1 protein-coding gene is annotated in these 267 nt (G+C 56.9%); it reads left to right on the top strand.

Going from position 1 to position 267, the window contains the following annotated elements; all coding sequences use genetic code 11:
* Positions 1 to 10: 10 nt before the first annotated feature.
* The coding region (locus RTW80_RS29505) for an AraC family ligand binding domain-containing protein (protein WP_312721675.1) at positions 11 to 267 on the top strand (257 nt) is incomplete at its 3' end.

Genomic DNA, 267 nt, shown 5'->3' with positions numbered 1-267 from the left:
AACTGAATCTATGGCCGAACCGCAAAACGATCCCTTACTGCCGGGCTACTCATTTAACGCCCATCTGGTGGCGGGGCTGACGCCAATTGAGGCCGAGGGATATCTCGATTTTTACGTCGATCGCCCTCTTGGCATGAAGGGATATATCCTCAACCTGACCGTACGCGGAGAAGGGGTCGTCAAAAACGGGGATCAGCAGTTTATCTGCCGCCCCGGTGATATGCTGCTGTTCCCGCCGGGGGAGATCCACCACTACGGGCGCCATCC

This window comes from Escherichia sp. AM3, from assembly GCF_032029835.1.
In the GTDB taxonomy this organism is placed as follows: domain Bacteria; phylum Pseudomonadota; class Gammaproteobacteria; order Enterobacterales; family Enterobacteriaceae; genus Escherichia; species Escherichia coli.
The sequence above is the reverse complement of the archived record's forward strand: the minus strand, read 5'-3'. Positions and strand labels throughout refer to the sequence as shown.